This window comes from Blastococcus atacamensis (assembly GCF_002938425.1).
In the GTDB taxonomy this organism is placed as follows: domain Bacteria; phylum Actinomycetota; class Actinomycetes; order Mycobacteriales; family Geodermatophilaceae; genus Blastococcus; species Blastococcus atacamensis.
Map to the genome: position 1 here is coordinate 12,749 of NZ_POQU01000037.1, position 22,246 is coordinate 34,994.

A 22,246-nucleotide genomic window follows, 5' to 3' on the forward strand; every position below is an offset into this window, starting at 1 on the left:
GAGGAGCGGGAGTCAACGCAGGCGGCGGGAGTTGTCGGGCAGCCGCTCGGTCACACCGCGCGCGTCGAGCCACTCCATCAGCGGAACGGCCACGCGGCGGCTGGTGCCCCACGCCTGCCGGGCCTGGCTCAGGGTGAAGGGCTGCGCCAGCGTGCCCAGCCGGGTCCGCGCGACGCCGTCGACGCCCGGCGCCAGGTAGACGCCCTCGCCGATCTTCACCAGCTGACCACCGCGCACGGCCGCGGCCAGCTCCCGCACGCCGAGCCCGGCGGCGACGAGCTCCGGTGCCTCCGGAGCCGCGAACGGGTCGAGCACGAGCCGCGCCCGGATCGCGTCGACGGCCCGCTGCACCTGCGGCGGCAGGTCCGCGGCGCCGTCGACGACCCGGCCCTCCCGCAACATGAGCGGCTCGCGCACGAGGGCGGGCACGAGGTCCGCGCCGGGCAGGTCGAGCGCCCGGCGCACCACCTCGGCGGGGGGACCGGGCTCCAGCGGACGGAGCCGCCGGTACCGGGCGACGACGTCGGGCACGCGGGCGCCGAGCTCGTCGGCGAGACCGGGCGCCAGCAGCCACGGCCCCAGCTCGGTCGCGCCCGCGGGCGCCGGCCAGCCCATGGCGGCGAAGTCGGCGGCCCGCACGATCCGGCGGCGGGCGAGGTCCGCGGCGGCCCCGGCGTCGCCGACGGGCTGGGCGGCGAGCTCGGCGCCCCGCTGCCGGGCCGCACCCCGACGGCGCAGCTCCGGCGGGTCGACGTCCCGGACGTCGGCGCCCAGGACCCGCCGCGCCCCGGGGTCGCGCAGCAGCAGCCGGTCCCCGACCCGCAGCGGCAGCGGGCGGGTGAGCCGCAGGCGGACCGCGGCGCCGTCCAGCGGCCGCAGCCGGGCACCGACCGTGGCCGATCCGACGTGCACCACGGGCTCGGCGGGCAGCGGGTCCTCGGGCGGCGCGTCCAGGGTCACGTCGACGACGTCGGTGAGCCGGAAGGCGCCCGGGGTCAGCAGCGCATCGCCGCGGGACAGGTCCTCGACGGCGACGCCGCGCAGGTTGACCGCCACCCGGGCGGTGGCGGTCGCGCGCTCGACCGGCTCGCCGAGGGACTGCACGCCCCGCACGCCCACCTCCCGGTCCCCCAGCACGAGGCGGTCCCCCGCGGCCACGGTGCCCGCCGCCAGCGTGCCGGTCACCACGGTCCCGGCGCCGGTGATGGTGAAGGCGCGGTCGATCCAGAGCCGCACCGGCGCGGCGGCGTCCGGGGCCGGCAGGCCCGCCAGCAGCCGCTCCAGCGCGGCGGCCAGCTCCGGGACCCCGGCCCCGGTCACCGAGCTCACCGCGACACCGGGGACCTCGCCCATCGACGTCGCGGCCAGGCGCTCCCGCACGTCGGCCAGAACCGGCGCGGCGTCGGCGAGATCGGACTTGGTGACGGCGAGCAGGGCGTGCCGCACCCCGAGGGCGTCCAGGACCGAGACGTGCTCGGCGGTCTGGGCCGACCAGCCGTCGTCGGCCGCGACCACGACCAGCGCGGCGGGCACCGATCCGACGCCGGCCAGCATGTTGCCGACGAACCGCTCGTGCCCGGGGACGTCGACGACCGCGAGCCGGCGGCCCGAGGACAGCCTCGTCCAGGCGAAGCCGAGGTCGATGGTGAGCCCGCGCCGGCGCTCCTCGGCCCAGCGGTCGGGCTCCATCCCGGTGAGCGCGCGGACGAGCGCGGACTTGCCGTGGTCGACGTGGCCGGCAGTCGCGATGACGTCCATACCGGACGCACCCGGAGCGGTCACGTCCACGCGCGGGCCACCTCCAGCACCGCGTCGGCCAGGGCGTCGTCGGCCGCCGGCGGAACGCTGCGCAGGTTGAGCAGGGTGCGGCCGGCCTCGACGTAGCCGACGACGGGCCGAGCTCCTCGCCGGAGCGGCTCGGCGAACTCCGGCGGCAGCGAGACGGCGGCGCCCGGCAGCGGCTGCTCGGGGGCTCCTCCCCCGCCGACGCGCGACTCGGCGTCGATCGCTCCGGCGTCGATCCCGGCGTCGGAGAGCCGGGCGGCCACCGTCCGGGCGCGGGCGCGCAATCCGTCGACGTCGGCGGCGAGCATCTCCTGCACCGGCGGCAGCGGTCCGCGCAGCGTGGCCTCCAGCGCGGCCAGGGTCGTCTTGTCCACCCGCAGCGCCCGGTACAGCGGGTGGCGGCGGAGCCGCTGCACCAGCTCCGCGCGACCGAGCACGAGGCCGGCCTGGGGGCCGCCGAGCAGCTTGTCGCCGCTGGCCAGCACCAGGTCGGCGCCGGCCGCGATCGTCGTCTGCAGGTCCGGCTCGTCGGGCAGCACCGGGTGCGGGCGGAGCAGCCCCGAGCCGACGTCGGCGACGAGCGGCACCCCGGTGCCCGACAGCGCCGCGGCCAGCTCGGCGACCTCGACCGCCCGGGTGAAGCCGCGGACGACGAAGTTCGACGGGTGGACTTTGAGGACCGCGCCGGTGTCCGGGCCCAGCGCGCCACGGTAGTCGGCGAGGGTGGCCCGGTTGGTGGTGCCGACCTCGCGCAGCCGGGCGCCGGTGCTCTCCAGCAGCTCGGGGATGCGGAAGCCGTCGCCGATCTCCACCAGCTCGCCGCGGGCCAGCACCAGCTCGCGGCCCTGACCCAGGGCGGTGGCGACGAGAGCCAGCGCGGCGGCGCAATTGTTGACCACGATCGCGGCCTCGGCCGCGGGGACGGCGTCCAGGAGCGCGGCGATCGCCGCCTCGCCGCGGGGTCCCCGCCGTCCGGTGCGCAGGTCCAGCTCGACGTCGGTGGTGCCGCTCGCCGCGGTGATCGCCTCGGCCGCGGCGTCGGACAGCGGGGCCCGACCGAGGTTCGTGTGCACGATCACGCCGGTCGCGTTGAGCACCGGCCGCAGGCTCGACGCGGTCGGGGGCAGCTCGGCGAGAACGGCGTCGACGGCCGCTCCGGGCGTCACCTCGCCGGAGCGCACCCGCTGCTGCACCCGCTGGACGGCGCCCTTCACCAGGGCCCGGCCCAGCCGCTTCCCCGCGCCGGCCAGGCGCGGATCGGCGAGCAGCGTGTCGGTGCGCGGCACCTGGCGGCGGGGGTCGGCGGTCATCGCACGGGAGCGTAGGCCCCCGCCCGCCACCCCGGAGCGAGCCCACTCACCCGACGTGGTGGGGCCCGGACGCCGGAGGTGCCGGTCCCGACCGGCAGGGGGTCCGGCGTGGCGTGCCCGGACCCCCTGCCGGGGAGATGGCGGAGGCGGACGGGAATCGAACCCGCCTGGCCGAGATGCTCGACCACGTCGGCTTTAGAGGCCGCGGGGGCCACCAGACACCCTGACGCCTCCGCCCGGCAGCCTACGTGCCCGGGTTCGTCGGAGCTGCGGGAAATGTCAGAGCCTCCTGCCAGCATCCGTTCCGTGACCCGCACCGAGCACCGCACCCCCGCGCCGCTGCCCCCGGTCGACCTCACCCCTGAGGAGGCGGCCGCGATCGTCGCCGCCCTGTCGGGCCGGTCGGGCGGGCCGTTCGCCGAGGCCGGGCAGACGGCGATGGAGAAGGTCCTCACGGCGCTGGAGCCCGATGCGAGCCGGCGGGCGCGCATGCTGGCCAGCCACCGGTGGCTGGCGTCCGAGGCCGCCCGCGAGGCCGACCTGCGGCGCCGGGTCGAACTCGGGCTGGCCGAGCGGCGCGTGCTGGTCCTCGACTACTGCGACCGCCAGCAGCGCTGGTCGGAGCGCACGGTGGAGCCGCAGCTGCTGGCCCGCCAGGGGGCGCACTGGTTCCTCGTCGCCTGGTGCCGGGAGCGTCAGGAGCTGCGCTGGTTCCGCGAGGACCGGATCAGCGAGGTGCAGGTCCTCGACGAGACCGCTCCGCGCCGCGAGCTGGACGGCCTCGGTGCTCCCCCGTCGTCCACCCATCCCGCCGGGCGGAAGCTGCCCCGCACGCCGGTCGCCCAGCCGGACGCACGCCGTCTCCGGTTGCTCCCCGGCGGACTCGTCTGACGTCGGCCTAGATTCGGTGCCGTGACGACCGCACCCGCCCGCATCCGGCTCACGCAGTTCGCCCACGGCGGCGGCTGCGCCTGCAAGATCCCGCCCGGCGAGCTCGAGGCCGTGGTCGCCGGGCTCACCGCCCAGGGGCCGGCCGATCCGGCAGCCGAGCTCGTGGTCGGCCTGGACGACGGCGACGACGCCGCCGTGGTGCGCATCGCCGGCGGGCAGGGCCTGGTCCTCACCACCGACTTCTTCACCCCGGTCGTCGACGACGCGTACACGTTCGGCCGGATCGCGGCGGCCAACGCGCTGTCCGACATCTACGCGATGGGCGGCACCCCGGTCGTCGCCGTGAACCTGCTGGGCTGGCCGCGGGACGTGCTGCCCGCGGAGCTCGCTGGGGAGGTGCTGCGGGGTGGCCTCGAGGTGGCGCACGAGGCCGGCTGCCACGTCGGCGGCGGCCACTCGATCGACGACCCCGAGCCCAAGTACGGCATGGCGGTCACCGGGATCGTCGACGTCGACCGGATCATCACCAACTCCGGGGCGGTCGCCGGCACCCCGCTGACGCTGTCCAAGCCGCTCGGCGTCGGGGTGCTCAACAGCCGGATGAAGGCCACCGGCGAGGTGTCGGAGGAGGCGGTCGCCTCGATGACCGCGCTCAACCGCAACGCCGGCCGGGCCGCGGTCGCCGCCGGGATCCGCGCGGGAACCGACGTCACCGGGTTCGGCCTGCTCGGCCACCTCTACAAGATGGCGCGGGCCAGCGGGGTGACGGCGGTCGTCGACGCCGCCGCCGTCCCCTACCTGACCGGTGCCCGCGAGGCCCTGGCCGATGGCTACGTCTCCGGCGGCACCCGCCGCAACCTCGACTGGGTGCGCCCGCACACCGACCTCTCGGCGGTCCCCGAGGAGGAGGCGCTGCTGCTGGCCGACGCCCAGACCTCCGGTGGCCTGCTGCTCGGTGGCGAGATCCCGGGCGCGCCGGTGATCGGGGAGTTCGTGCCGCGCCAGGAGCACGCCGTCGTCGTCCGCTGACCTCGAGGGCTCAGCTCCAGAAGGAGCGGACCGCCTCGAGGGTGCCCTCGGCCTGCGCACGGCCCGCCCGGGCCGAGGGCACCCGGGTCGCCGGGTCCAGCGGGTTGCTGCCGAAGGCGGCGACGGCGTCCGCGTCCCCCAGGACGACGTGCACCCGGGACCTCGTCCCGAGCTGCTCGGCCTCCTGGTCGAGCGTCGGCCCCAGCGGACTGTTCGGGATGCCGCTCATCGGCGCGACCACCAGCACCTGGTCGTAGCCCTCCGCCAGGTCCGCGTTGGTGATCGACCGCATGCCGCCGTCCATGTACCGCCGCCCGTCGATGGTGATCGGGGGCCACACGCCGGGCACCGCGCAGCTCGCCGCCACCGCGTCGAGCAGCCGGATGCCCGAGGACGCGTCGAAGGCCCGGAACTCGCCGTCCGCGGTGTCGACGGCGGTGACGAGCAGCCGCTCGGCGGGCCACTCCGGATCGCCGATCCGGCCCTCGATGATGGCCCGCCGCTCCCCCTCCGGCACCGCCGAGGAACGCAGGGCCAGCGCGCCGATCCGGGCTCGCGCGTCCTGCTGCCCCGACGCACCGGCGAGGGCCGCGCCGAAGGCGGTCATCATCGCCATGCCGTCGAACTCCACGCGCGGCTCGCCGGCCGGCACCGGCCCGAGCTGGCTCTCGTACAGCTCCTCCAGGCTGCCGCGGGTGCGCAGGAGGGTGCCCACGATCGAGCCGGCCGACGTCCCGACGACCAGGTCGGCGTCGCGGACGTCGACGCCCTGGGCGGCCCAGCCGCTGAGCAGACCGATCTCCCAGGCGATGCCGGCGACGCCGCCGCCTCCGAGCACGAGCGCGCGTGACGGCACGGACCAACTCCTTGCACAGACCAACGAGACGCCGGTCACGCTAGGCACTTCCGGCTTGCGGTGCAACGGTGGCGTTCAGCGCGCCGCCGCCTCCGCCGCGGGTGCATCCACGGCCGGATGGGGCTGCGCGTCCGTCAACGCCTACGCCCAGGTCGCGGGACCGAACGCCCCGCCCCGCCGGTCGTCCGCGCCGAGAGAAGTGGATGCGCCGGCGGTTCACCGAGCTGCTTGCCGACACCGGGGGCGCCGACGCCCAACGCGTCGGCGCGACGGTCCACCTGCACCACGAGGGCGCACTGGTCGCGTCCACCGCGGGCGACGACCCCGGCGCCCTGGCCACGGCCCGAAAGGCAGCGGCACGGCTCGTCGGTTAGGTTCGCGATCATGCTGGCTGCCTTCGTCTCCACCCCCGCCCCGAAGGACCCGCTCTCCGTCCTGGAGATCGGCGAGCGCCCCGAGCCGGAGGCGCCCGAGGGCTGGACGACGATCCAGGTCAAGGCCGTCTCCCTCAACCACCACGATCTGTTCAGCCTCCAGGGCATCGGGCTGCCGGCCGAACGGATGCCGATGATCCTGGGCACCGACGCCGCCGGTCTCGACGAGGACGGCAACGAGGTCGTCGTCCACGGCGTCGTCTCCACCCCCGACTGGAGAGGCGACGAGACGCTCGACCCGAAGCGGTCGCTGCTGTCGGAGGTGCACCAGGGCTCGATGGCGGAGAGGGTCGCCGTTCCCCGCCGCAACCTGCTGTCCAAGCCCGCCGAGCTGTCGTTCGCCGAGGCCGCCTGTCTGCCCACCGCGTGGCTCACCGCCTACCGCATGCTGTTCGTGAAGTCCGGGCTGCGCCCGGGCCAGACGGTCCTGGTGCAGGGTGCCAGCGGCGGCGTGGCGACGGCGCTGATCGTGCTCGGCCGAGCAGCCGGCTACCGGATCTGGGTGACCGGGCGCAGCGAGGAGAAGCGCGCCGCAGCCCTGGCGCTCGGTGCCGAGCAGGCCTTCGAGAGCGGAGCGCGCCTGCCCGAGCGGGTCGACGGCGTGATGGAGACCGTCGGCGAGGCGACGTGGAGCCACAGCATCAAGTCGCTGAAGCCCGGTGGCGTCATCGTCACCTCCGGCGCCACCACCGGCTTCAACCCCGGCGCCGAGCTCAACCGGGTCTTCTTCACCCAGCTGTCGGTCATAGGCTCGACCATGGGCACCAAGGCCGAGCTGGAGGCGCTGATCCAGATGTGCGCCGTCACCGGCATCCGGCCGCAGATCGATGTCGAGCTGCCGCTGGCCGACGCCCGCGAGGGCTTCGCCCGCATGCTCGAGGGCCGCACCAACGGGAAGATCGTCTTCACGCTCTGAGAAGCCCGCGCGTCCTCCGCGACGCGCCGCCGGACGGCCCCGTCCCGGTCCCGCCCCGAGCTTGCGAAGGGTGGTGAGGACGGGGTCCTTCGTCAGTGCAGGACCTTGAGCCCGACGACGCAGCCCACGATGCCGGCCAGGAGCAGCAGTTTCACCACCGACACCGCCTCGGCCCCGGTGACCATCGCGTAGACGACGGTGAGCACCGCGCCGATGCCCACCCACACGGCGTAGGCGGTGCCGAGCGGCAGCTCCCGCATGGCGTAGGCAAGGCCGCCCATGCTCCCGGCCAGCGCGACGGCGAACAGCACCGTGGGCCACAGCCGGCTGAAGCCCTCCGAGCGGTCCAGGGCCGCAGCCCACACCGCCTCGAGCATCCCCGAGACCACCAGCACCAACCACGACATCGCGGGCTCCTCTGGCGCCGTCTTGTCGCACACCGGGTACGGCACCGCTCGTCCGGGAGCCGTGGTCGCGGCTCGGCCCGACCATAGCCCGACCCACGAGTGTCAATAAAGGTTGACACCCCTCGCGAGGGCAACCTAGGTTGACAGCCATGGCCGACACAGCAGAGGTGGCCACCGCCGCCGGCAGCAAGGACCCGTCCGTGGGTCTGAAGGCGGTCCGGTCGATGCGGGTGCTCGTCGAGCGGCTGGAAGCCCTCCAGGTGCAGAACGCCCGCGATCAGGGCTGGACCTGGGAGCAGATCGCCCAGCAGCTCGGCGTCACCCGGCAGGCGGTGCACAAGAAGTACGCGAGCGGTCGCGGGCCGCTCCGACGGAAGGACTGACCATGTTCGAACGATTCACCCCCGAGGCGCGGGCGGTCGTCGTCGCCGCCCAGCAGGAGGCCCGGACCCTGCGCTCCCCCACGATCGGCACCGAACACCTGCTGCTCGCCCTGCTCCGGGGGCAGACCCCGTCCGCGGCGGTCCTGACCCGGCACGGGCTGGCGGCCGACGAGGTCACCGCCGACGTCGTCCGGTTCACCGGCAGCGACGACCTGGACGCCGACGCCCTGACCAGCGTGGGCATCGACCTCGATGCCGTCCGCAGCAGCGTCGAGGCCGCCTTCGGCCCCGGAGCGCTCGACGACCCGAAGCGCACCCCGGGGCGCGGCGGGCACATCCCGTTCACCCCGCGGGCGAAGAAGGTGCTGGAGCTGTCGCTGCGCGAGGCGCTGGCGATGAAGTCCCGCAGCATCGCCGACGGTCACATCGCGCTCGGCCTGCTCCGCGAGGGCGAGGGCCTGGCGATGAAGGTGCTGTCCGACCGCGGCGTCGACGCGGTCAGCCTCCGGCGGGACCTCGCGCTGGTCCTGAACTCCTGAGCAGTGCCAGCGCCGCGACCGCTGCCAGCGACGCCGCTCCGGCCGCCCCGGCGAAGACGGTGTGCAGCTGGGTGAGCAGCGCGGCCTCGGTCGCGGCGTCGTAGGCGGCGCAGTCGGCCGGCGTCGAGGGGCACAGCTGCATCGGCGTCCCGATGGCCGCCACCTCGGCGGTGAACCGGCGGAGCGCGACGGCGGTGAGCAGGGAGAGCCCCACCAGCATCCCCACGGTCCGCGCGACGACGGCCAGCGCTCCGGCGCTGCCGTGCACCTCCGACCGGGTGACGGCGAGCAGGACGGCGTTCACCGGGGCGATCGCCAGGCCGAAGCCGAGGCCCGCCGCCAGCAGGACCAACCAGGAGCCCGCGCCGTCCAGCGCCGCCTGGTCCCAGCGGGTCATGGCGCCGAACGCGGCGGCGGCCAGCGCCATGCCGCCCGCGGCCACCAGCCGCGGGGCGGCGATCCGGCACAGCCATCCACCGGCCACCGCGCCCACCGGGACGGCGACCAGCAGCCGCACCAGGACCAGCGCCGCGCCCAGCTGGTCGCCCGGGGTCGTGGTCGCGCGGGCGAAGAGCGGGATGTCGACCAGCGCGGCCACCAGCGCCACGCCGACGAGCAGGTTGACGACCAGCGCACCCCAGGCACCCCGCGGCCGCAGCGCGTCCAGCGGCAGCACGGGGTCGGCCGCCCGCCGCTCGTGCAGCACGAACAGCACCCCCGCGATGCCGGACAGCGGCAGCAGCACCCAGCCGTGCGCCACGACCTGCGTCTCGGGATCGGCCGCGGCGAACGCCCACACCAGCGCGCCCAGCGCGACGACGGCGAGGAGCGACCCCACGACGTCGACCCCGCGGGCCAGCGCTCCGAGACCGCGGAGCGGGAGCACCGCCCCGTCCGGGTGCAGCAGGCTCCTCGCGACCAGCGCGGCACCCGCGACCAGCGCTGCGAGCACCAGCGGCGTCGTCTCCGGCACCGCCTCGACGAGAGGGACGTAGAGCAACCCCAGGGTGACGTCCTCGGCCAGGGCCGCGGGCTCGGCCAGCTGCAGCCCGAGCGCGGCGACCGACAGGGCCGCCAGGGCCGCGGCGACGACGTCGGGACGCCGCACCCGCCCGGCCACGGCGACCCCGACGGCCAGCCCGAGGCCCAGCAGCAGGTTGAGCCAGAAGATCGCCCGCCAGTCCGCGACGGCGAGGACCGCGGCGCCGGCGAGCGGACCGAGGACGGCGCCGGCCTCCTGGACGGCGCCGACGACGCCGAGCGGCACCGAACGCCGCTCGGGCGGCCATCGATCGGCCACCAGCGCGAGGGTGGCCGGAACGAGCCCGCCGGCGCCGATGCCCTGCAGTCCACGGCCGGCGACGGCGGGGCCGAGGGAGTCCGCCGTCGCGGTGAGCAGCGAGCCGAGGGCGAACAGCAGCAGGCACCCGATGAGCACCGGGGTGCGGCCGCGCAGGTCGGCGAGGCGGCCCAGCAGCGGCAGCGTGGCGGTGTAACCGAGCAGGAAGCCGCCGACGATCGGTGTCGCCCGCTGCAGGTCGTCCAGGCCGACGCCGACCCCGGTCAGGATGTCGGGCAGCGCCAGGACGACGACGTAGGTGTCGGCGGCGGTGACCAGGACCGCGAGCGTGGCGAGGGCGACCGCCGTCAGTCCCGGGACGCGGGCGGCGGCCGGGGCCTCAGCCGGGAGCGGGAGCGGTGATCTCGACATCGGCCCCGAAGTCGCTGAGCTCGAGGGTGTACGTGCCGTCCTCGCCCGCGGCGAAGAACGGGCCGGTCAGTGCCGCCCGGCGCAGCTCACCGGACCCGGTGGCGATCGAGAACGTGGCCTGCACCGCCTGCGAGGGGTCCTTGCTGGTGAGCAGCTGTTCCACCAGGTCACCGGGCAGCTCGGCGGTGACCTCGCGGACGACCTCGCCGTCCACCCGCCGCTCCTCCCCCAGCTCCGCGGACCGCGCCTCGGTGAACAGCTGGGAGATGCCGGTCTCGGGGTCGAGCAGGGCGCCGGGGTCGCCGATGCCGAACTGCGCCGGGTCGATGACGCTGAAGCCGGAGGCGAAGGGCAGCTGGGCGTAGACGGTGCCGCCGACGGAGACGACCTCCAGGTCGACCGTGGAGCCCAGCGCCACCACCTTCAAGGTCCCCTCGAAGGACGCGGGCCGGGCGATGTCGCCCTCGCCGCCGACCAACGCGGTGCCGGAGCTCGGCGCACCCGCGCTGTCCAGGACGAAATGCGCGCTCGCCGTCTCGTCGAGGGTCTCCTTGGCCCGGCTCAGCAGGTCGCCCGCCGACTCCTCGGGCTCCTCGCTGCCGCAGCCGGCGAGCCCCGGCCCGACGGCGAGGGCGAGCGCGATCAGCGGCACGGCTCGACGGTGCAGCGGCATGACGTCCTCCCCGCACCTCGGAGCGCCCGACGTGCCGATGGCGGACAGTAGCGCGGGGAGGCGGCTCGGGCACCCACCGCTCTCCGCCGACCAGCCCATCGGTGTCCGGCGGGTCGGCGGAGTGCGGGGAAGGCCCCCGCGCGGCGTCAGGGTCGCCCGGTGACCTTTCGGACGAGACCGTCCACGTCGGAGGGTGCGTCGTCCCCGGCCCAGGCGACGTGCTGGTCGGGCCGGACCAGGACCAGCCGGGAGCCGTATGCCGCACGCCCCTCGGTGAAGCTGTCCCTCAGCACCGTGAGCGGCACGCCGAGCATGGCCGCCGCGCCTTCGATCGAGGTCACCGCGGACTCGGGTGCGTCGAGGGCCAGCAGGGTGAACCCGCGGCCGAGCGCGTCCAGCACGTTCTCGCCGGACGTCAGGACCTGCGGCGAGAGGTGATGGCCGGCTCGCGCCTGGAACGAGTGCGAGCCGAAAGCGCTGCTCACCGCGCCGGGAGGACCGGCCACGACCGCGGACCCGGCGTAGTTGGGCTCGTAGTCGTGCACGGCGATCTCGCCGCCCACGCTGCCGATCGCGGCGAAGGCCTCCTCGAACTCTGCCCGGTCCCGCTCGGGCAGGTACTTCTCGACGAAGGCGCGCTCGCGTTCGATCTGCGCGGCGATCATGTTCTGCCCGATGTCGTGGAAGACGGCGCGGCGCTCGGCGCTGTAGGAGTCGAGCAGCCCGTCGCCGCCCCAGCCGCGGAGCACGGCCGTCAGCTTCCAACCGAGGTTGACCGCGTCCTCGAGACCGTTGTTGAGGCCGAACCCCCCGTACGGCGGGTGCGTGTGGGCGGCATCCCCTGCGATGAACGCCCGGCCCGACCGGTACTCGTGGGCCACCTGGACGCGCAGGTCCCAGAAGCCCAGGTGCTCCAGCTCGTGGGCGAACTCCTGGCCGACCGCCCGGTGCAGCATCTGCTCGACGTCCGCGCCCTCCGGGGTGGCCCCCTCCGGGATCGGGGCGTGGAAGAACCACCTCCCCTCGGCGTCCACCCGGCCGAAGAAGGCCCAGTAGCCCTTGAGGTAGGGCGCCACCACGCGGTAGGTGGAGCGCGGCGGGAAGCGGTCGAGGATCGTGTCGAGCTCGGTGGAGCGGAAGACGGCCAGGGCGACGACCTGGTCGAAGTCCGAACCGGACCGCTGCACACTGCTCTGCTCGGCGACCACCGACCGACCGCCGTCGCAACCGACCACGTACTCGGCTTCGAGCACCTGCTGCTCGCCGGCGCGCTCGACGGTCACCCGGACGCCGGAGTCGTCCTGCTCGACCTGGGTGGCCTTCCACCCGAAGTAGGGCTCCACGAGCTCCTGCTCGGCCATGGCGCCGCGCAGCACCTCCTCCGTCCGGTACTGGGGCAGGCGCTCGTTCCGCTCGACGAAGAAGTTGGCGACCTGCTCACGGCCCGGCGGGGCGTGCCAGAACTCGCCCATGAGGTCGCCGTAGGCGACCACGGTGCCGATGGGCGACCCCGGTGGCATCGTGCGGGCGGCTCTCAGCTTCTCGGCCAGACCCCAGAAGCGGAAGTGCTCCATGGTGCGCTGCGTCAGGTTCTGACCCTTGGGGATGCGCGAGAGCTCGGTCCGGCGCTCCACGACGGCGCAGGACACCCCCCGCATGCCGAGCTCCAACGCCAGCGCGACGCCCACGGGGCCTGCCCCCACGATGATGACCTCGTAACGCCCGCTCATGACGCCTTCCAGCCTGCCTCTCGGTGATCGCCGTGCAGTTCCGTGCCGTGCGCTTCGCTGCCCGGCCCTCCGCGAGTACCTCAGCGCGGCTCGGGTCGAAGGCTAACCACGGATTCCCTGCTGCGGGAAGGATCCTCGCTCAATTCCGTCATGTCGAACGGTTCGGGCCGGACGGCTTGTCGTGCGCGCGCCTGTCTCCCGCGCGCCGCATCTGACGAACACCCCTCCGACGAGGCCTTTCGCACCGGCACCGAACGATGCCGCCCTAGAATTCCTGCATGTCGAACGAACTCCCCCGCACCGGCCATCGGACGCTCGCCCCTGCGCCGGACGGGGCGACGTCCACCTCGGTCGACAACGCGCTGTGGCTCCTGCAGCTGATCGGAGAGCGGCAGGCCCTGCGGGTCGCGGAGGCCGCCGACCTGCTCGGCGTCGCCCGGTCGACCGCGCACCGGCTGCTCACGGCCCTGCGTCGGCGGGGCTTCGTGAACCAGGACCGCCCCAACGGCGCGTACCGCCCGGGACCGGCGCTCTACGAGATCGGCCTAGCGGCCGTGGGCCGCATCGACATCCGCCGGGTCGCCCGTCCGGTCCTCGAGCAGCTCCGCGAGGAGACGCAGGAAACCGTGAGCCTGGTCGTGCTCGAAGGCACCTCGGTGCGGTTCATCGACTGCGTGGAGAGCCCGCGCTCGGTACGTGTGGGCAACCGCACCGGCGTCATCCGCCCGGCGCACGCCTCGGCCGTGGGCAAGGCGATCCTCGCCGGGCTCTCCGATGAGGAGCTCGACCGCCGTTACCCGAACGGGCAGCTGCCCGAGACCTCCACCGACGCGGCCCTCCGGGAGATGACCGTTCTCAAGGCCGAGCTGGCCGAGATCCGCGACCAGGGCTTCGCGCTCAACTGGGAGGAGAGCGCCGAGGGGGTGTGCGCCGTCGCCGTCGCGCTGCGCGACACCGTCGGCCAGCCCCTGGCCGGCCTGGGCATCGCCGCGCCGAGCAGCCGGATCGGCAGCCCGGAGGCCATCCGGGCATTCGGCCCGGCGGTCCTGCGGGCGGCGGACCTGGTGCACCAGCGGTTGACCGTTCCGGACTGACCGACGGCCGGCGCGGCTCCACCCGCCGGCCGTCGGTCGCCGCATCAGCCGACGACGAGCTCGTCGAGGTCGACCTCGTCCTCGAGGAGGCCGTACTCGACCATCAGCTCCTGGACGAGCTGGAGCGACTCCTTGTCGGTCTCGCCCTTCCAGAGATTGATCCGCACCTGCTCGGCCAGCTCGGGAGAGATGTCACCGAGGTCCGGCAGCGCCTTGCGGAACGCCTCCGGGTCCTCCGCGATGGCGTCCGCGGTCGCCTGCACGCCCTCCTGGAAGGCCGCGACGGCGTCGGCGTTCTCGTTCACGAACTGCTCGGTCATCACGTACGTGCCGATCTGCAGCCCCGGCTTCAGGTCGGAGTAGGGACGCCCGATGATCTTCATCCCCTGCTTCTCCGCGACCGTGATGAACGGCTCGATGAGCACGCCGGCGGCGACGTCCCCGGACTCGATGGCGGCCGGCATGTCGGGGAAGGGGATCTCCACGAGATCCACGCTGTCGTAGGAGAGCCCGGCGTCCTCGAGCATGTGGCCGAGCACGATGTCGTTGATGTTGCGGAGCGTGTTGACTGCGACCTTCTGGCCGTCGAGCTGGCCGATGTCGGTGATGGGGCTGTCGCCGGCGACCATCAGCGCCGAGAAGTCCTGCTCCGGCTCCTCGGACGTGCTCGTGCCGGCGGCGACCATCTTCAGCGGCAGCCCCTGGCTGCTGGCGATCATCACCGAGACGACGTTGGAGCCGGCGATGTCGAGGTCGCCGCTGACCAGCTGCGGGATGACCGTCGCCCCGCCGCTGGAGGCGGTGGCCTCCAGCGTCACGCCCGCGTCCTCGAAGAAGCCCTGCTGGATGCCGTACTGGAGGAAGTACAGCGGCGCGCCGTTGGTGTCGGCGACGCGCAGCGTGACGGGGCCCTCGTCCCCGCCACCGCCGCCCGCGGACCCGCCGGAGTCGGAGTCCGAGCCGCAGCCGGAGACGAGCAGAGCGGCAGCGGCCAGGGCGGCGCCGATTCGTGGCCAGGTGGTCATGGGGTGATGCCCTTTCGTCGGAGTCGTGCTGTCGGGGGGAAGGTCGGGGGCCGGCTCACGCCGAAGCGGTGTCCGGGGCTCGCAGGCTGGCCAGCACGCGTGTGCGCAGCTCGCCGAAGCGGGGCAGCTTCTTGGTCTCCATCTGGTCGCGCTCGGCGGGCAGGTCGACCTCGATCGACTCGAAGACGTGCGCCGGCTTGTGCAGGACGAGCACCCGCTGGGAGAGGTAGACCGCCTCGTCGATGTCGTGGGTGACGAAGAGGATCGTGATGTCGAAGCGACGCCAGATGTCGAGCAGCAGGTCCTCGAGCTCGGCCCGCGTCTGGGCGTCCACGGAGGCGAACGGCTCGTCCATGAGCAGGATCCGCGGCTGGTAGGCCAGCGCACGCGCGATGGCCACGCGCTGCTGCATGCCGCCGGAGAGCTGCCACGGGTAGCTGTTGCCGCGGTCGGCCAGCCCGACCGCCGCGAGCGCCTGCTCGGTGGCGGCGGCCGCCTCGGCCTTGGACAGGCCCTTGTACTTCAGCGGGAAGGAGACGTTGCCGGCGACCGTCAGCCAGGGCAGCAGCGAGCGGCTGTAGTCCTGGAAGACGTAGGCCATGTCCTCCGGGGGGCCCTGCACCGCACGGCCCTCGAGCTCGATGGAGCCCTCGGACGCCGGGATGAGCCCGGACAGGCAGCGCAGCATCGTGGTCTTGCCGCAGCCGGAGGACCCGACGATGCAGACGAATTCGCGCTCCCCCACCGTGAAGTCGAGGCCGGCCATCGCCGGCTCGCCACCCAGGGCGTAGGTCTTGCTCAGGTCACGGACGACGAGCATCGGGGACTCTCCCATCGGGGGTGGCCGGGCCCGCGTCCGCGGACTCCAGGACGACGGCGGTGCGGGTGGGGGTCAGCGCGGGGCGCGGACGCTCGCGGCGCAGCCGGGAACGCCGGACGGTGGGGGCGCCGCCGCGACCGGTGCTGCCGTGGTGCCACCGCAGGACCCGCCGCTCGACGGCGACGAACAGGGCGTTGAAGGCGAACCCGACCAGGCCGAGCAGGAGGGTGCCGGCCCACATCTCGGGGATGTTGAACCCGCGCTGGGCGAGCTGCACGGTGTGCCCCACCCCGTTGGAGGCCCCGACCAGCTCGCTGACGACCATGAGGATGATCGCGATCGACAGCGCCGTCCGGGCACCCGCGAAGATGCGCGGCAGAGCGGCGGGCAGCACGACCCGGAGCAGCCGGGCGGACGTCGGGATCCGGTAGGACCGGGCCATGTCCATCGCGGTCTGGTCGACCCCACGGACCCCGTCGACAGTGTTGAGCAGCACCGGCCACAGCGCGCCGAGAGCGATCAGGAACACCTTGGCGCTGTCCCCGGCACCGAACACGAGCAGCGACACCGGGATCAGCGCGGGCGGCGGCAGCGCGCGCAGGAACTGCAGCACCGGGTCCAGCGCGGTGGCCAGCGTCCGCAGCGAGCCGAGCAGCATCCCGGCGGCCACGCCGAGCACCACCGCGATCGCGTAGCCGGCGAGCATGCGGCCCAGGCTCGGGAGCAGGTCGGTGGGTACGCGCTCGAACAGCCAGTCGTCGGCGAAGTTGCCACCGATGACCGACAGGGGCGGGAAGAAGAAGTCGCCCGCTCCGCGCGCCCACAGGTCGTAGCCGACGAGGAGCAGGAGGGGCACCACCAGGGCCAGGGCCCAGTCGCCCAGACGAGCGCGGATCACCGGTTCCCTCCCCGGAACGAGGTGTGCCAGTGCAGGATCCGGCGCTCGACGGCCTGCAGGCTGCCGTTGAGAAGGAAGCCGAGCAGCCCGGCCGCGAGGATCCACGCGTACATGACGTCCTGGGCGTCGCCCGCCGACTGCGCGTCGGTGATGCTCACGCCGATACCCGGCGTTCCGACGACGAGTTCGGCGGTGATGGCGAGGATCAGGCCGATCGCCGAGGCGATGCGCAGGCCCGTGGCGATGTAGGGCAGTGCGCTCGGCAGCACGATGCGGAGCAGCCGGGCGTGCCGCGGCAGCCCGTAGGACCGAGCCGTGTCGCGGAGCGTCGGGTCCGTGTCGTGGATGCCGTAGACGGTCTGCAGCAGGATCGGCCAGAACACGCCGAAGGCGATCAGGAAGACCTTCATGTCCAGGTTGCTGCCGAAGATGAGGACGGCGGCCGGGATCAGCGCCACCGGCGGGATCGGCCGCAGGAACTCGAGCAGGAACCGGGTGAGCCGGTGCGCCAGCTCCACCGAGCCGATCGCGATGCCGAGCGGGAGGGCGACCACCGCGGCGGCGAGGATGCCGAGCACCCAGCCCTGCAGGGTCTGCCCCACCGGACCGAACAGCTCGCCGTCGGCGACGAGCCCGGCGAAGGCCGGGAAGATCTGCGACGGCGGCGGGAACCAGGTCTCGGGCAGCAGACCGGTCCGGACGACGAGCTCGAGCAGGGCGATGACACCGACGACGCCGGCCAGCCCGAGGCCGAACCGGCGCAGCCGGGCACGGCCCCGTCCGGGCTCCTTCGGACCGTCCGTCCTGCTCGCGGTTCCGAGTCGGCCGGCTGCCGCGGCGGGGCCGGGACGGGCAGCCGTCGTCGAGCCGGCGGCGGAGGCGCTCACCTCCCTCCGGTGCACCGATGCAGGGACGGCGGACAACTGCACGGTGTCCTCCAGAGTCGTCGGGGTCACGGCCACGAGCCCGGCGCCCCGCGTAGCCGGTTGGTGCGGCTGCGCGTCGTCGTGGTTGCGACGACGCTTCGGGACGGCGGCAGTGCGGACGCTAACGTGGCGTAGCGCACAGTGCTACGACCCTGGCTGTAGTTCCGCTATATGGAACGAACCGGGTCGTGGGCGAGCGATCCACCGCAGCCGTGGCCCCACTGTTCAAGGGCCGGAGGACGACGACCAGCGCCTCCACCGCCTGCGCGGCCTGCCGCGCCCGGTCCGCGGCCTCTCGCCGAGCGCCCTCCTGGTCCTGATGGGCGGGCGCCCGCCCATCAGGACCAGCAGCAGCCGGCGCCACCAGGGGCCCGTGGACCGTCTACTCCTGGAAGGTGCTCCCACACGTGGCGGTCACGGGTTGCAACGGCCACGGACCGGAGAGGTCCGGGCGGCGAGCCGCTTCTCGATCTTCCCGGCGAGCACGGCCTGGTCCTTGACCGGCATGTACCGCAACGCAGGTGTCAGCTCGGGAAGCCGTGACTTCTCGGTCATCACGATGCGGAACGCGGTCCCCACGGTGATGCCGTGGTCGGGGCGAGCGATCACCTCGATGTCGTCGCCGGCACCGACGTCCCCGGCTTCCACCACTCGGAGGTAGGCACCGGTCGCACCGTGGGCGGCGAAGCGCTTGACCAGGTCCGGCACGTCCCAGAAGCGGGCGAAGTTCGCGCATGGCGTCCGCCAGGAGGTCACCGCGAGCAGCGCCGTCCCGACCGACCACCTCTCACCGATGAGGGCAGTGCGCAGGTCCAGTCCGGCAGTGCTCAGGTTCTCGCCGAACCGACCCGCCGGCAGCTCGCGGTCGAGCTCGGCGACCCACCAGTCGGCGTCCTCCTGGGCGTAGGCGTAGACGGCCTGCCCCTCGCCGCCGTGGTGCTTCTTGTTGACCTGGACGTCGCCGTCCAGGCCCAGTTCGTGGACCGCGACCCGACCGGCCACCGGCCTCTTGTCGATGCCGCTGCGGTTCGGTCGACGGCCGGGCAGCGGCAACAGGTCGGCGCCGGAAACGCAGACCGCCTCCAGCCGCCCGATCACTTCGGCTTGGCCGATGCGGTGGACTCGTTCGTGGAGAGCGCGGCCACGAAGGCCTCCTGGGGGACCTCGACGCGGCCGACCATCTTCATCCGCTTCTTGCCCTCCTTCTGCTTCTCCAGCAGCTTGCGCTTGCGGGTGATGTCACCGCCGTAGCACTTGGCGAGGACGTCCTTGCGGATGGCGCGCACCGTCTCGCGGGCGATGACCCGGGAGCCGACGGCTGCCTGGATGGGCACCTCGAACTGCTGCCGCGGGATGAGCTCGCGCAGCTTGCCGGCCATCATCACGCCGTAGCTGTAGGCCTTGTCCTTGTGCACGATGGCGCTGAAGGCGTCGACGGCCTCGCCCTGCAGCAGGATGTCCACCTTGACCAGCGCGGACTCCTGCTCCCCCGCCTCCTGGTAGTCGAGGCTGGCGTAGCCGCGGGTGCGGGACTTCAGGGCGTCGAAGAAGTCGAAGATGATCTCGCCGAGCGGCAGCGTGTAGCGCAGCTCGACCCGGGACTCACTGAGGTAGTCCATGCCGCCGAGCTGCCCGCGCCGACTCTGGCACAGCTCCATGATCGCGCCGGTGTAGTCGCTGGGGGCGATGATCGTCGCGTTGACGATCGGCTCGTAGACCCGGTCGATCTTGCCTTCCGGCCAGTCGCTCGGGTTGGTCACCGTGATCTCGCTGCGGTCCTCCATGACCACGCGGTAGACCACGTTGGGCGCGGTGGAGATCAGGCTGATGCCGGCCTCGCGCTCGAGGCGCTCGCGGACGATCTCCAGGTGCAGCAGGCCGAGGAAGCCGACGCGGAAACCGAAGCCCAGCGCCGCCGACGTCTCCGGCTCGTAGACCAGCGCGGCGTCGTTGAGCAGCAGCTTGTCCAAGGCCTCGCGCAGCAGCGGGTACTCGCTGCCGTCGATCGGGTAGAGCCCCGAGTAGACCATCGGCTTCGGGTCGCTGTACCCGCCGATCGGCTCGACCGCGGGCTTGCTGTGCAGCGTGACGGTGTCGCCGACCCGGGACTGGCGGACGTCCTTCACGCCGGTGATGAAGTAGCCGACCTCCCCGACGCCCAGCGAGGGCACCGGCTTGGGCTCGGGCGAGATGACGCCGATCTCCAGCAGCTCGTGCGTTGCGCCGGTGGACATCATCTTGATCTTCTCGCGACCGGAGATCCGGCCGTCGACGACGCGGACGTAGGTGATGACGCCGCGGTAGATGTCGTAGACCGAGTCGAAGATCATCGCGCGGGCCGGCCCGTCCGCCTCGCCCACCGGTGCGGGGATGTCGGCGACGATCTGGTCGAGCAGGGCGGGCACGCCCTCGCCGGTCTTGCCGCTCACGCGGAGCACCGAGTCGGGGTCGCAGCCGATGATGTGCGCGATCTCCGCGGCGTACTTCTCCGGCTGGGCGGCCGGCAGGTCGATCTTGTTGAGGACCGGGATGATCGTGAGGTCGTTCTCCATGGCCAGGTAGAGGTTGGCCAGGGTCTGCGCCTCGATGCCCTGCGCGGCGTCGACCAGCAGCACGGCACCCTCGCAGGCGGCCAGTGAGCGGGAGACCTCGTAGGTGAAGTCGACGTGGCCGGGGGTGTCGATCATGTCGAGGACGTACTCGGTGTCCCCGACCTTCCACGGCAGGCGCACGTTCTGCGCCTTGATGGTGATGCCGCGCTCCCGCTCGATGTCCATGCGGTCGAGGTACTGGGCGCGCATGTTGCGGCTCTCGATGATTCCGGTGACCTCGAGCATCCGATCGGCCAGCGTCGACTTGCCGTGGTCGATGTGGGCGATGATGCAGAAGTTCCGGATGAGGGCCGGATCGGTGGCAGCGGGAGTCGTCACAGTGCCGCCATCGTCCCACGCCGCCGGCCGGACCCGGCGCCGGGCGCGACGATCGGTGCGCGCGGGGTGTGCCGGAGGTCGCCGACCGCGCGTTGGGACGCCCGCCGGGCGGCTGGTATCTTTGCTGGCCGGTCCGCTTGGTGCCTCCGCGCCCGGACGCAAGAACTCTGCACGACTGTCAGAAGTACTCCCTCCTGTCGAGACACCGAGGCTCACGCGTGGCGAACATCAAGTCCCAGCTCAAGCGGATCAAGACCAACGAGAAGGCGCGTCAGCGCAACGTTGCCGTCAAGTCCGCCCTCAAGACGGCCGTCCGGCGCGTCCGCACCGCCGCCGAGTCCGGGGACGCCGCCGCTGCCACCGCCGCGCTGGCAACCGCCAACAAGCAGCTGGACAAGGCCGCCTCCAAGGGCGTCATCCACAAGAACCAGGCTGCCAACCGCAAGTCGGGTCTGACGAAGCTCATCTCCGGCCTCTGAGTCGGCCGGCCGCGCGTCGCGCGGATCGAACGAGCCCCCTTCCCTTCCGGGACGGGGGCTCGTCGCTTTTCCGGGCCGTCGCTCCTCCGGGCCGTCGCTCTTCCGGGCCGTCGCTCTTCCGGGCCGTCGCTCTTCCGGGCCGTCGCTCTTCCGGGCCGTCGCTCTTCCGGGCCGTCGCTCTTCCGGGCCGTCGCTCTTCCGGGCCGTCGCTCTTCCGGGCCGTCGCAGGACGCCGGCCCGCCGGGGGACGCCAATCCTCCGGAGAGGACCCGGCGCGGCTCAGCGGCGGGCGGCCACCCGGCCGCGGCCGGTCTCGACGCGGATGTCGACGATCCGCCGGATGGCCCGCTCGAGGGCGTAGTCCGCGCTGGCCGCGGCTCCCTTGACGTCGGCGTTGAGGTCGGCGGCGACGCCGAGGGCCTGCTGCAGCCCCTCGATGCTCCAGCCGCGCGCCTGCGCCTGGGCCTTCTTCACCTTCCACGGCGGCATCTTGAGGGTGCGGGCGAGATCGCCGGGGTTGGTCGAGCTGAGCGAGGCCACCCGCGCCGCGGTGCGCACGCCGTCGGCGATGGCGTCGGCGATGAGCACGTGGGCGACGCCGCGCTCCAGAGCCCAGCGCAGCATCTCGATCGACCCGGCCCGGTCGCCGGTGAGCACCCGCTCGGCGACGGTGAAGCCGGTGACCTCGGCCTGACCGCGGTGGAACCGGGCGACGTCGTCCGCGTCGATGTTGCCGCCGAAGTCGCTCACCAGCTGGCTGGCCGCGGCCGACAGGCCACGGAGGTCCGCCCCGATCGCGTCCACGAGCGCGGTGACCGCGTCCGGCGTGATGCGGCCGCCGAAGGTGCGGACCTCGTTGCGCACGAAGGCGATCCGGTCGCCGACCGAGCTCACCTTCGGGCACTCGTCCACGGCGGCACCGGCGGCCTTGAACGCCTTGACCAGGGCCTCGTTGCGCTTGCCTCCCGAGTGGACGATGACCAGCGTGAGATCCGGGTCGGGGTCCTTCGTGTAGGACGTCAGCGAGTCCACCAGCGCGCCGGCCGCCTCGTTGACCCCGGTGACGACGACCACCCGGTGGCCGCCGAAGAGCGAGGGCGCCAGGACGTCGGCGAGCTGGCCGACCGGCAGGCCCATCGCCGCCAGCTCGTGCACCTCGGCGTCGGGGTGGCGGGCGAGGACCGCGGTGCGGACGGCGCTCACAGCGCGCGACCGGAGCAGCTCCTCCTCGCCGATCACGACGCGCAGCCGAGAGGTGGGCTCGACCGGTGAGGCAGGCACATCCGCATGGTGTCACGCCCCGCCGACGTTCCCGGCCGGGCGCCGGGGACCGGGTCGCGACGTCACCATCGGGTGCCTGTGCGCCGACCGTCGCGCCAGGGGCCCGACCGCGCGCCGCCACTCCCCAGC

21 protein-coding genes, 1 tRNA gene, 1 pseudogene and 1 riboswitch are annotated in these 22,246 nt (G+C 73.6%); of the genes and pseudogenes, 8 read left to right on the top strand and 15 right to left on the bottom strand.

Translation table 11 applies throughout. From position 1 onward, the window contains the following. Positions 1–12: 12 nt before the first annotated feature. The 3 genes from selB to C5508_RS19535 all read right to left on the bottom strand — a co-directional run bounded on the left by selB (position 13) and on the right by C5508_RS19535 (position 3,329). The gene (gene selB, locus C5508_RS10590; RefSeq protein WP_232797050.1) at positions 13–1,788 is read right to left on the bottom strand and encodes a selenocysteine-specific translation elongation factor; all 1,776 of its coding nucleotides are present in this window, start codon (positions 1,786–1,788) and stop codon (positions 13–15) included. Then, the gene (gene selA, locus C5508_RS10595) at positions 1,779–3,095 is read right to left on the bottom strand and encodes an L-seryl-tRNA(Sec) selenium transferase (protein WP_104524908.1); all 1,317 of its coding nucleotides are present in this window, start codon (positions 3,093–3,095) and stop codon (positions 1,779–1,781) included. Before selA ends, selB begins: the two co-directional genes overlap by 10 nt. A gap of 138 nt (positions 3,096–3,233) precedes the next feature. After that, positions 3,234–3,329: transfer RNA gene (locus tag C5508_RS19535), tRNA-OTHER, on the bottom strand. A gap of 72 nt (positions 3,330–3,401) precedes the next feature. Here C5508_RS19535 and C5508_RS10600 point away from each other — a divergent pair. Beyond that, a complete protein-coding gene (locus tag C5508_RS10600; protein ID WP_104524909.1) occupies positions 3,402–3,986 on the top strand; it encodes a helix-turn-helix transcriptional regulator in 585 nt (194 codons plus the stop codon). Between the two features lie 42 nt (positions 3,987–4,028). Next, a pseudogene (gene selD, locus C5508_RS10605) lies at positions 4,029–4,987 on the top strand (selenide, water dikinase SelD); the annotation flags it as partial. Positions 4,988–5,025: 38 nt separating this feature from the next. Here the strand turns inward: selD and C5508_RS10610 are convergent. Then, positions 5,026–5,871 carry a patatin-like phospholipase family protein gene (locus C5508_RS10610; protein ID WP_104524910.1) on the bottom strand — a complete coding sequence of 282 codons (846 nt, stop codon included), beginning with the start codon at positions 5,869–5,871 and terminating at the stop codon, positions 5,026–5,028. Positions 5,872–6,074: 203 nt separating this feature from the next. On the opposite strand from C5508_RS10610, the gene C5508_RS19540 reads away from it, so the two are divergent. Beyond that, complete coding sequence (locus C5508_RS19540) at positions 6,075–6,245, top strand: hypothetical protein (RefSeq protein ID WP_157944061.1); 171 nt, start codon at positions 6,075–6,077, stop codon at positions 6,243–6,245. 10 nt (positions 6,246–6,255) lie between these two features. Further along, positions 6,256–7,221, top strand: coding sequence for a zinc-binding dehydrogenase (locus C5508_RS10615; RefSeq protein ID WP_104524911.1), 966 nt, complete (start codon positions 6,256–6,258; stop codon positions 7,219–7,221). Positions 7,222–7,313: 92 nt separating this feature from the next. Here the strand turns inward: C5508_RS10615 and C5508_RS10620 are convergent, their stop codons facing one another. Next, entirely contained in the window at positions 7,314–7,628 is a 315-nt protein-coding gene (locus tag C5508_RS10620) for a DMT family transporter (RefSeq protein ID WP_198598017.1), read from the bottom strand. 11 nt (positions 7,629–7,639) lie between these two features. Then, a riboswitch (guanidine-III (ykkC-III) riboswitch) is annotated at positions 7,640–7,705 on the bottom strand. A gap of 72 nt (positions 7,706–7,777) precedes the next feature. On the opposite strand from C5508_RS10620, the gene C5508_RS10625 reads away from it, so the two are divergent. Further along, on the top strand, positions 7,778–8,011 hold the full coding sequence (locus tag C5508_RS10625) for a helix-turn-helix domain-containing protein (RefSeq protein ID WP_104524913.1): 234 nt from the start codon (positions 7,778–7,780) through the stop codon (positions 8,009–8,011). Between the two features lie 2 nt (positions 8,012–8,013). Beyond that, entirely contained in the window at positions 8,014–8,550 is a 537-nt protein-coding gene (locus C5508_RS10630) for a Clp protease N-terminal domain-containing protein (RefSeq protein WP_104524914.1), read from the top strand. Here C5508_RS10630 and C5508_RS10635 read toward each other — a convergent pair. From C5508_RS10635 to C5508_RS10645, 3 genes are all read right to left on the bottom strand, one after another. Beyond that, positions 8,510–10,261, bottom strand: a complete 1,752-nt coding sequence (locus C5508_RS10635) for an MFS transporter (protein ID WP_104524915.1) — start codon at positions 10,259–10,261, stop codon at positions 8,510–8,512. The genes C5508_RS10630 and C5508_RS10635 overlap by 41 nt on opposite strands. Beyond that, positions 10,230–10,934 carry an LppX_LprAFG lipoprotein gene (locus tag C5508_RS10640; RefSeq protein WP_157944062.1) on the bottom strand — a complete coding sequence of 235 codons (705 nt, stop codon included), beginning with the start codon at positions 10,932–10,934 and terminating at the stop codon, positions 10,230–10,232. Before C5508_RS10640 ends, C5508_RS10635 begins: the two co-directional genes overlap by 32 nt. A gap of 146 nt (positions 10,935–11,080) precedes the next feature. Then, positions 11,081–12,664, bottom strand: a complete 1,584-nt coding sequence (locus tag C5508_RS10645; protein ID WP_104524917.1) for an FAD-dependent monooxygenase — start codon at positions 12,662–12,664, stop codon at positions 11,081–11,083. A gap of 278 nt (positions 12,665–12,942) precedes the next feature. On the opposite strand from C5508_RS10645, the gene C5508_RS10650 reads away from it, so the two are divergent. Then, complete coding sequence (locus tag C5508_RS10650; protein WP_104524918.1) at positions 12,943–13,758, top strand: IclR family transcriptional regulator; 816 nt, start codon at positions 12,943–12,945, stop codon at positions 13,756–13,758. Positions 13,759–13,802: 44 nt separating this feature from the next. On the opposite strand, the gene C5508_RS10655 is transcribed toward C5508_RS10650, so the two are convergent. The 6 genes from C5508_RS10655 to lepA all read right to left on the bottom strand — a co-directional run bounded on the left by C5508_RS10655 (position 13,803) and on the right by lepA (position 20,357). Further along, positions 13,803–14,783 carry an ABC transporter substrate-binding protein gene (locus C5508_RS10655; protein ID WP_104524919.1) on the bottom strand — a complete coding sequence of 327 codons (981 nt, stop codon included), beginning with the start codon at positions 14,781–14,783 and terminating at the stop codon, positions 13,803–13,805. A gap of 55 nt (positions 14,784–14,838) precedes the next feature. Beyond that, entirely contained in the window at positions 14,839–15,603 is a 765-nt protein-coding gene (locus C5508_RS10660; protein ID WP_104524920.1) for an ABC transporter ATP-binding protein, read from the bottom strand. After that, a complete protein-coding gene (locus C5508_RS10665; RefSeq protein WP_104524921.1) occupies positions 15,587–16,501 on the bottom strand; it encodes an ABC transporter permease in 915 nt (304 codons plus the stop codon). The genes C5508_RS10660 and C5508_RS10665 overlap by 17 nt, the downstream gene beginning before the upstream one ends. Next, positions 16,498–17,457, bottom strand: a complete 960-nt coding sequence (locus C5508_RS10670; RefSeq protein ID WP_157944063.1) for an ABC transporter permease — start codon at positions 17,455–17,457, stop codon at positions 16,498–16,500. The genes C5508_RS10665 and C5508_RS10670 overlap by 4 nt, the downstream gene beginning before the upstream one ends. Before the next feature lie 384 nt (positions 17,458–17,841). Continuing rightward, positions 17,842–18,429, bottom strand: a complete 588-nt coding sequence (locus C5508_RS10675; RefSeq protein WP_232797051.1) for an MOSC domain-containing protein — start codon at positions 18,427–18,429, stop codon at positions 17,842–17,844. 92 nt (positions 18,430–18,521) lie between these two features. Continuing rightward, a complete protein-coding gene (gene lepA / locus C5508_RS10680; protein ID WP_104524924.1) occupies positions 18,522–20,357 on the bottom strand; it encodes a translation elongation factor 4 in 1,836 nt (611 codons plus the stop codon). A gap of 218 nt (positions 20,358–20,575) precedes the next feature. On the opposite strand from lepA, the gene rpsT reads away from it, so the two are divergent. Beyond that, entirely contained in the window at positions 20,576–20,836 is a 261-nt protein-coding gene (gene rpsT / locus C5508_RS10685; protein ID WP_104524925.1) for a 30S ribosomal protein S20, read from the top strand. A 279-nt stretch (positions 20,837–21,115) separates the two neighbouring features. Here the strand turns inward: rpsT and holA are convergent, their stop codons facing one another. Next, positions 21,116–22,117 carry a DNA polymerase III subunit delta gene (gene holA, locus C5508_RS10690; protein ID WP_104524926.1) on the bottom strand — a complete coding sequence of 334 codons (1,002 nt, stop codon included), beginning with the start codon at positions 22,115–22,117 and terminating at the stop codon, positions 21,116–21,118. Positions 22,118–22,246: the final 129 nt, after the last annotated feature.